This window comes from Variovorax sp. KBW07 (assembly GCF_003852515.1).
Lineage (GTDB): Bacteria > Pseudomonadota > Gammaproteobacteria > Burkholderiales > Burkholderiaceae_C > Variovorax.
In genome coordinates this window covers 47,934-55,462 of record NZ_QAJK01000005.1, presented here as the reverse complement: position 1 = coordinate 55,462, position 7,529 = coordinate 47,934, and the positions used below count along the sequence as shown (strand labels likewise).

Below are 7,529 nucleotides of genomic sequence, written 5' to 3'. Positions count from 1 at the left end.
CACACCGTCGGCGTGGGCGTCGCCCCGAAGGCAACTGAACAACAGCGCCCCAGACAGCCCCAGGAAAGACTCAGGAGCTCAAGCGCTTCAGCAGCCCAGCCGTAGAGGCGTCAAGCCCCATGATGTCGCCCGAAGCAAGACGCGGCTCGATGTCTTTCGCCAGTACCTTGCCCAGCTCCACTCCCCACTGGTCGAAGCTGTTGATGCCCCACAACGCACCGCTGGTGAACACGCGGTGCTCGTACAGCGCCAGGAACGCACCGAGTGCCTCCGGCGTCAGCTTCTCGAACACGAAGAACGTGCTCGGCCGGTTGCCCGGAAAGTTCTTGTGGCCGCCCTCGTCGAGCTTGCCCACCATCAACGCCTGCGCCTGCGCCAGCGCATTCGCCAACAACTTCGGGTGGTGGCCCTCCAGGTCGTGCGCCGCATCGCGCACCGCCAGGAATTCGAGCGGGATCACGTCCGTGCCCTGGTGCAGCATCTGGAAATACGCGTGCTGGCCGTTGGTGCCCGGCTCGCCCCACAGCACCGGCGACGTGCCGAAAGCAACCGGCTTTCCGCTCGCATCGACCTGCTTGCCGTTGCTTTCCATCTCCAGCTGCTGCAGGTACGCCGGCAGGCGCTTCAACGCGCTGTGGTACGGCGCGATGCCGCGGCTGGTGAACTTGTGGAAGTTGCGATACCAGACGTCCAGCAGGCCCAGCCGCACCGGCAGGTTCTTCTCGAGCGGCGCCGTGCGGAAGTGCTCGTCCATGGCATGCGCACCCGCCAGCAGGCGGCGAAAACCCTCGGGGCCGATGGCCAGCGCAATCGGCAGGCCGATGGCCGACCACAGCGAATAGCGGCCGCCCACCCAGTCCCAGAAACCGAAGGTGGTTTCGATGCCGAACTTGTTCGCCGCTGCCACGTTGGTGGTCAGCGCCGCGAAGTGGCCCGCAATGTCGGTGCCGCCCGATTGCTCGTACCAACGCTTGGCCGAGAGCGCGTTGGTCATCGTCTCGGTGGTGGTGAAGGTCTTCGAGGCGATCAGGAACAGCGTGTGCTCCGGTGCCAGGCCCTTCAACACGCCGGCCAGCTCGTGACCATCGACGTTCGAGACGAAATGAAAGCGCTTGCCCGGCGCCGCGAACTCGGCCAGCGCCAGCACCGCCATCTGCGGGCCGAGGTCGGAGCCGCCGATGCCGATGTTGACCACGTCGGTGATGGTGTGGTCGCCGCGCACCTTCTCGGCATAGGCCAGCATGGCGTCGAGCGTGGCGTGCACTTCGCGCAGCTCGTTGGCAGTCTTCGGGCCGGTCGGCGCATCGGCCGGCGCGCGCAGCAGCGTGTGCAGCACGGCGCGGTCTTCGGTGTTGTTGATGTGCTCGCCCGCGAACATCGCGTCGCGGTGCGCTTCGAGGCCGCACTCGCGGGCCAGCGCCAGCAACAGTTCTTCGGTGCGCTTGTCGACCAGGTTCTTCGACAGGTCGGCAAACACGTGCGGCGCTTCCTGGCTGAAGCGTTCGTAGCGGCCGGCGTCGTCGACGAAGGCATGGCGCACGTCGAACTGGCGCCCCGCGATATCGAAATAAGACTGCAGTTGCGCCCAGGCCGGCGCACGGTCGCAGCGAAGGGTCATGGCCATGTTTACTTGCCGCTTTCCTGCATGAGCTTTTCGAGCTTCACGGCGTCGGCCGCGAAGGCGCGGATGCCCTCTGCGAGCTTCTCGGTGGCCATGGCGTCTTCATTGAGCGCGAAGCGGAAGCCGGCTTCGTCGTAGCTCACCTTCTTGGCGTCACCCTTGGCCGCAGCCTTGGCGTCGAGCGCATGCTCGAGCGGCTCGTTGCTCGCGGCCAGTTCGGCCAGCAGCTCGGGGCTGATGGTCAGCAGGTCGCAACCGGCCAGCGCCTTGATCTGCCCCACGTTGCGGAAGCTCGCGCCCATGACCTCGGTCTTGATGCCGTGCTGCTTGTAGTAGTTGAAGATCTCGCGCACCGACTTCACGCCGGGGTCGTTGGCACCGGCGCTGGCGGCTTCGTCCCACTTGGCGCCGGCCGATTTCTTGTACCAGTCGTAGATGCGGCCCACGAAAGGCGAGATGAGCTGCACGCCCGCCGCCCCGCAAGCCACGGCCTGCGCGAACGAGAACAGCAGCGTGAGGTTGGTGCGAATGCCCTTCTGCTCCAGCGCGCGGGCGGCCTCGATGCCCTCCCACGTGGAAGCCACCTTGATGAGCAGGCGCTTCTCGGTGTCGATGCCTTCGGCCTTGTAGAGCGCCACGATGCGCTCGCCGCGGGCCACGGTGGCGGCAGTGTCGAAAGACAGGCGGGCGTCGACTTCGGTCGACACGCGGCCCGGAATGATCTGCAGGATCTCGGTGCCGAAATTCACCAGCAGGCGGTCGATGACCTCGTCGAGCGGCTTGCCGGCGTGCTTCTTCACGGTTTCGTCGAGCAGCGGCCGGTATTCGGGCTTCTGCACGGCCTTGAGGATCAGCGACGGATTGGTCGTCGCGTCCTGCGGCTTGGAAACGCTGAGCTGCTTGAAGTCGCCGGTATCGGCAACCACGGTGGTCCACTGGCGGAGGGCATCGAGTTGGTTCATGAAATCATTATCCTGTGCGGGTTGTGACAAGTCCTGCACGCAGTTGCGCGTCAGCCGATGTTTTCATGCGCACCGTAGCACGGGTTTTCACGCGCTTGCATCAGCCTGTTGCCCGTGGGGTTGTCCGTCCGGCCGCCCTGCCCTACATGGGCTGTGGTCCGTGGCTGACGGGGATCCTCCGTTGCGCGGCACTACTCTGGGCTCTACGCCAGATGCCAATTGTTCGACCCCAGAGGAGTGCCCCCATGTCCCTTCGCCAACGCCCCGCAGCGCCTGTTGCTTCTGCCGCCGCCGTCAGGCCCTTCGACGACCGCCGCACCAGTGCCGCCATCGGTGCCATGGCCACCGCCTTCGTCGTGGGCGGCGTGGCGACCTGGCTCGCGCTGGGCGCCGCACGCACCGCCCGCGCCCAGGTGGCCGGCCCTGCCGATGGCGCGCCGCTGATGCGTGCGCCGCTGCAGGTGGTGGCGCCGGTCGACCTGCAGCGCTACGCCGGCATGTGGCATGAGCAGGCCCGCCTGCCGAACCGCTTCCAGAAGCAGTGCGCCGGCCCGGTGACCGCCGAGTACACGCCGCAGCCCGATGGCACCGTGCAGGTGCTCAACCGCTGCGTGCGGGCCGACGGCAATTTCGACGAGGCCATCGGCACCGCGCGCGTGGTGCCCGTGGCGGGCCAACCCGGCGCAGGCCGCCTCGCGGTGCGCTTTGCGCCCTCGTGGCTCAGCTGGCTGCCGATGGTCTGGGGCGACTACTGGATCCTGAAGCTCGACCGCGAATACCAGGTGTCGCTGGTCGGCACACCCGACCGCCAGTACCTGTGGGTGCTGTCGCGCGCCCCGCGCCTGGACGACGCGGTGCTGCAGGCCGAACTGGACTACGCCCGCAGCCTGGGGTTCGACACCGACAAGGTGGTGCTGACCGGCAGGTAGCGCGCCAGCTGCGATGGCAGCGTGGCCGGCGCGGTGCAGTGGATGGCCTGCCAGCCGAAGGCGCGCGCCGCCTCGACGTTGGCGGCCGAATCGTCGATGAACACGGTTTGTGCCGCGTCGAGCGCGTAGCGCATCGCCAGCACCTCGTAGATTTCACGATCCGGTTTGAGGAATTTCACGTCGCCCGAGAACACGCCGCCGTCGAAGCGCCGCATGAAGGCATGCCGGTGCTCGATGGCTCGGGCATAGGGTGCCGGCATGTTCGACAGGTAGTACAGCCGCAGCGGTTGCCCGGCTTCGCGGTGGGCCATCAGCTCTTCGAGCATGCCCACGGTGACGTCGATCGGCGCCAGCCGCTCGCCCAGCGAGTCGAGCATGGCGTGCAGCGGCTCGGCCGGCAGCGACAGCCGGGCCGACATGCGCGCGATGGCGTCGTCGAGCGTGCGGGTGCCGCAATCGAAACTGGTCCAGTCGTCGTGATGGAAAAGTGCCCGTCCCAGGGCCGCGGCGGCAGCCTCAGTGGGTGCGTGCGGGGCGAGATGGGCCTGTACCAGCCGTGTGGGCTCCCATGCGAACAGCACGGCGCCAAGATCGAAAACCACGTTCATGGCGCCATTGTTTCATGGCCCGGGCACCACGCTCACGCCATGGGCTCCGAGCGACAGCGTGGCCTGCGCGCCCGCGGCCAGCGGCTGCGACAGGTCGGTCGATACCACGAAGACCGGCCCCAGCGTGGTGTCGAAGCCATATTCGTAGAAACTGCCGAGGTAGGCGGCCTTGCGCAAGGTGGCCGGCAAGCCGCCACCGGCGCCGCTCACGCCACTCAAGCCGCTCGCACCGATCCGCCAGGCCTCGGGCCGCACCGCGACCTTCACCGTGCCGGGCGCGACCGCGTAGCGCGGCTGCAGGCGCAGCGGGCCCAAAGCCACGCTGCCGTCCGCTTCTGCCACGGCCGGGAACACCATGGCCTCGCCCATGAAACCGGCGACGAATTCGCTCTCGGGCCGGCCATACAGCTGCTCGGGCGTGCCGCGCTGGGCGATCACGCCGTGGTCCATCACGATGATCTGGTCGCTCACGGCCAATGCCTCGCTCTGGTCGTGCGTGACGTAGGCCACGGTGAGCTTCAGCCGCTGCTGCAGCGCGCGGATTTCTTCCCGCATCTCGCGCCGCAGGCGGGCGTCGAGGTTGGACAGCGGCTCGTCGAACAGCAGCACCGCGGGCTCGAGCACCAGCGCGCGCGCCAGTGCCACGCGCTGCTGCTGGCCGCCCGAGAGCTCGCTGGGCAGCCGCTCGTCGAAGCCGACAAGGCCCACGCCGCGCAGCGCCTCGCGCGCCCGGTCGGTGGCTTCGTTCTTCTTCACGCCGCTCATGCGCAGGCCATAGCCCACGTTCTCGATCACGTTCATGTGCGGGAACAGCGCGTAGCTCTGGAACATCATGCTGACGTTGCGCTCGGCCGGGCCCAGCGTGGTGACGTCGCGCCCGCCCATGAAGATCGAGCCCGATGTGGGCGATTCGAGCCCCGCGATCATGCGCAGCGTGGTCGTCTTGCCGCAGCCCGAGGGGCCGAGGATGGTGGTGAGCGTGCCCACCGGCACCTCGAAGCTGATGCCCTTGACGGCCATCGGCGCACTGGCGTCGGTGCCGTAGCGCTTGGTGACGTTGCGAAATTCGATGCCGTTCATTAAGTAGTCTCCGTGCTCCGCACTTCGATATTCGCCTTGGGAGCGGCCCTGCGGCTCATGCCGAGAGGCTTTCCATTTTGTGATGCCCTTGGTGCTTGGGCGCGGCCCCGCGCCGCCCCAGCTTGCGCTCCCCGACCACGAACTGCACCAGCGCAATGGCCAGTGACATCAGGATCATGAGCACCGTGCAGTAGGCCAGCGCGATGCCGTAGTCGCCATTGCCGACGCGGCCGATGATGTAGGTGGTCGCCAGCTCGTTCTCCGCCGTGACCAGGAAGATCACCGCGCTCACCGTCGTCATGGCGCGCACGAAGCTGTAGACCAGCGCGGCCACCAGCGCAGGCTTGAGCAGCGGCAGCACCACCTTGAAGAGCGTCTGCGAGGTCGATGCGCGCAGCATCAGCGAGGCTTCGTCAAGCGAGCGGTCGAGCTGCTTGAAGGCCGCCGTGCCGGCCCGCACGCCCACCGGCAGGTTGCGGAACATGAAGCACAGCACGATGATCAGCCCGGTCCCCGTGAGCTCCAACGGCGGCACGTTGAAGGCCAGGATGTAGCTCACGCCCAGCACCGTGCCCGGAATGGCAAAGGCCAGCAGCGCGCCGAATTCGAAGGCGCCCTGCCCCTTGAACTCGTTGCGCGCCAGCAGCCACGCGATCAGCAGGCCCAGCGCCGCGGTGATCGGCGCAGAGATGCCCGCGAGCTTGAGCGTGGTGATGAGCGAGTTCCATGCGGTGCCGGCCCACACCAGCCCGAACTGCCCCCACTCGAGTGCGAAGGCGCTCTTGAAGTGGTTCAGCGTGAAGGTGTAGTCGCGGCCCCAGGTCTGCACGAAGCCGCCCGCGAAGGCAAACAGGTAGACGACCACGGTGAACGCGATCCACGGCAGCGCAATGCAGTAGATGGTGCGGCGCACGCCGTCGGGCAGCGCCATGGCAATACCCGCGTCGCCCTTGCCGCTGACGGTGGTGTAGTTCTGTTTGCCCAGCAGGCCGCGCTGCAGCGCGAACACGCCGAGCGCGAACATCGTAAGCACCCAGGCCAGCGACGCCGCGCGGCCCTGGTCGTACTGCGCGCCGACGATGGCAAAGAAGATGTCGGTCGACAGCACCGAGAACTGGCCGCCCACCACCACCGGGTTGCCGAAGTCGGCAATGCTTTCGATGAAGCCCACCAGGAAGGCGTTGGCCAGGCCGGGCTTCAACAGCGGCAGCGTGATGGTGAAGAAGGTGCGGCGCCGGTCGGCACGCAGCATCTGCGCAGCTTCTTCGAGGCTGGGCGCGATGCCCTGCACCACGCCGCGCATGATCATGAAGGCGATGGGCGTGAAGGCGAACAGCTGTGCCACCAGCACGCCCGGCATGCCATAGAACCAGCGCGTGGGCTCGATGCCGAACACGTTTTCCAGCACCTGGTTGACGATGCCGGCGCGGCCGAACAGCAGGATCAGGCCCAGGCCGACCACGAAGGGCGGCGTGATGATCGGCAACAGCGCCAGCACGCGCAGCACGCCCTGCCCACGCTTGCTGCCGCGCTCGGCCATCAGCGCCATCAGGGTGCCCAGGAAGGTGGTGCCCGCCGCCGTCAGCAGCGCCAGCACCAGCGTGTTCCAGGCCACGCCGCAGCGCACGCCGCCCGACAGGCAGCCCACGCCCCAGATGCGCTCGGTGAACACGCGCGCAATGAAGGCGCTGATCGACCACTGCCCGTCTTCGTTGAAGAAGGCGCCCGACAGCGCCTTGCTCACCGGATAGGCGATGAACAGCGCCATCAGCACGCCGCAGCCGATGACCGCGGCAGCAACGAACAGGTCGCCCTTGAACAGGCCGAGCCGCGCAATGCCGAAGGCGGCCAGCAGCACCAGCGCGGTGAGCGCCACGAAGCCGCCCGCGCCGATGCCGAACTGGTTGATGGCGAGTTCGCCGAACTGCGCGTTGAGCGCCGCGAAGCTCCAGCCCCGCGCGCCGATGGCGAAGCCCGCGACCGACAGGCCGATGGCACCGATGGCACCGCCCGCCAGCAGCCAGCGCCCTTGCGCCCGGCCCGCCGGCAGCCACGCGCCCACGGCGCACATCGACAGGCCCGCGAGCCCGATGAAGAGCCAGCCGCGCCCCTGCGTCGCGGCCTGCATCAGGCCATTGGCGCCCTCGGCGCTGCCGAAGACCTGCGGAACGGCCTCGTACCAGGTGGCGTCCTGAATGGCGTACCAGGGCAGCAGCAGATAGCCCGCAAAGCCCAGCGCGACCCAGGCCCAGATCCAGCGCTGCGAGCGCCGGGCAGCGGCCACTGAAGCCGGATTGACCGGCCCGGTGCCGGCAGCAACGGTGACCAC

At 67.9% G+C, this 7,529-nt stretch carries 6 protein-coding genes; 1 reads left to right on the top strand and 5 read right to left on the bottom strand.

Annotation, left to right across the window (positions count from 1 at the left end):
* Positions 1-70 precede the first annotated feature (70 nt).
* Both pgi and tal read right to left on the bottom strand, forming a co-directional pair.
* Positions 71-1,624: a glucose-6-phosphate isomerase gene (gene pgi, locus DBV14_RS01295; protein WP_124457388.1), complete on the bottom strand. Its 1,554-nt coding sequence runs from the start codon at positions 1,622-1,624 to the stop codon at positions 71-73.
* 2 nt (positions 1,625-1,626) lie between these two features.
* Positions 1,627-2,583, bottom strand: coding sequence for a transaldolase (gene tal / locus DBV14_RS01290; RefSeq protein ID WP_124457387.1), 957 nt, complete (start codon positions 2,581-2,583; stop codon positions 1,627-1,629).
* 245 nt (positions 2,584-2,828) lie between these two features.
* On the opposite strand from tal, the gene DBV14_RS01285 reads away from it, so the two are divergent.
* Positions 2,829-3,512, top strand: a complete 684-nt coding sequence (locus DBV14_RS01285; protein WP_124457386.1) for a lipocalin family protein — start codon at positions 2,829-2,831, stop codon at positions 3,510-3,512.
* On the opposite strand, the gene DBV14_RS01280 is transcribed toward DBV14_RS01285, so the two are convergent.
* Genes DBV14_RS01280 through DBV14_RS01270 form a run of 3 tightly spaced genes read right to left on the bottom strand, consistent with a single transcriptional unit; the run spans position 3,458 to position 7,529 of the window.
* Positions 3,458-4,120 (bottom strand): HAD family phosphatase, encoded by a 663-nt coding sequence (locus DBV14_RS01280; protein ID WP_124457385.1) that lies wholly within the window; start codon positions 4,118-4,120, stop codon positions 3,458-3,460. The genes DBV14_RS01285 and DBV14_RS01280 overlap by 55 nt on opposite strands.
* Positions 4,121-4,132: 12 nt before the next feature.
* On the bottom strand, positions 4,133-5,200 hold the full coding sequence (locus tag DBV14_RS01275; protein WP_124457384.1) for an ABC transporter ATP-binding protein: 1,068 nt from the start codon (positions 5,198-5,200) through the stop codon (positions 4,133-4,135).
* Positions 5,201-5,255: 55 nt separating this feature from the next.
* A complete protein-coding gene (locus DBV14_RS01270; RefSeq protein ID WP_124457383.1) occupies positions 5,256-7,529 on the bottom strand; it encodes an iron ABC transporter permease in 2,274 nt (757 codons plus the stop codon).

Bases quoted from the DNA above. Each gene is read 5' to 3' on its own strand.
- pgi (WP_124457388.1), bottom strand. From the start codon at position 1,624: ATGGCCATGACCCTTCGCTGCGACCGTGCGCCGGCCTGGGCGCAACTG.
- tal (WP_124457387.1), bottom strand. From the start codon at position 2,583: ATGAACCAACTCGATGCCCTCCGCCAGTGGACCACCGTGGTTGCCGAT.
- DBV14_RS01285 (WP_124457386.1), top strand. From the start codon at position 2,829: ATGTCCCTTCGCCAACGCCCCGCAGCGCCTGTTGCTTCTGCCGCCGCC.
- DBV14_RS01280 (WP_124457385.1), bottom strand. From the start codon at position 4,120: ATGAACGTGGTTTTCGATCTTGGCGCCGTGCTGTTCGCATGGGAGCCC.
- DBV14_RS01275 (WP_124457384.1), bottom strand. From the start codon at position 5,200: ATGAACGGCATCGAATTTCGCAACGTCACCAAGCGCTACGGCACCGAC.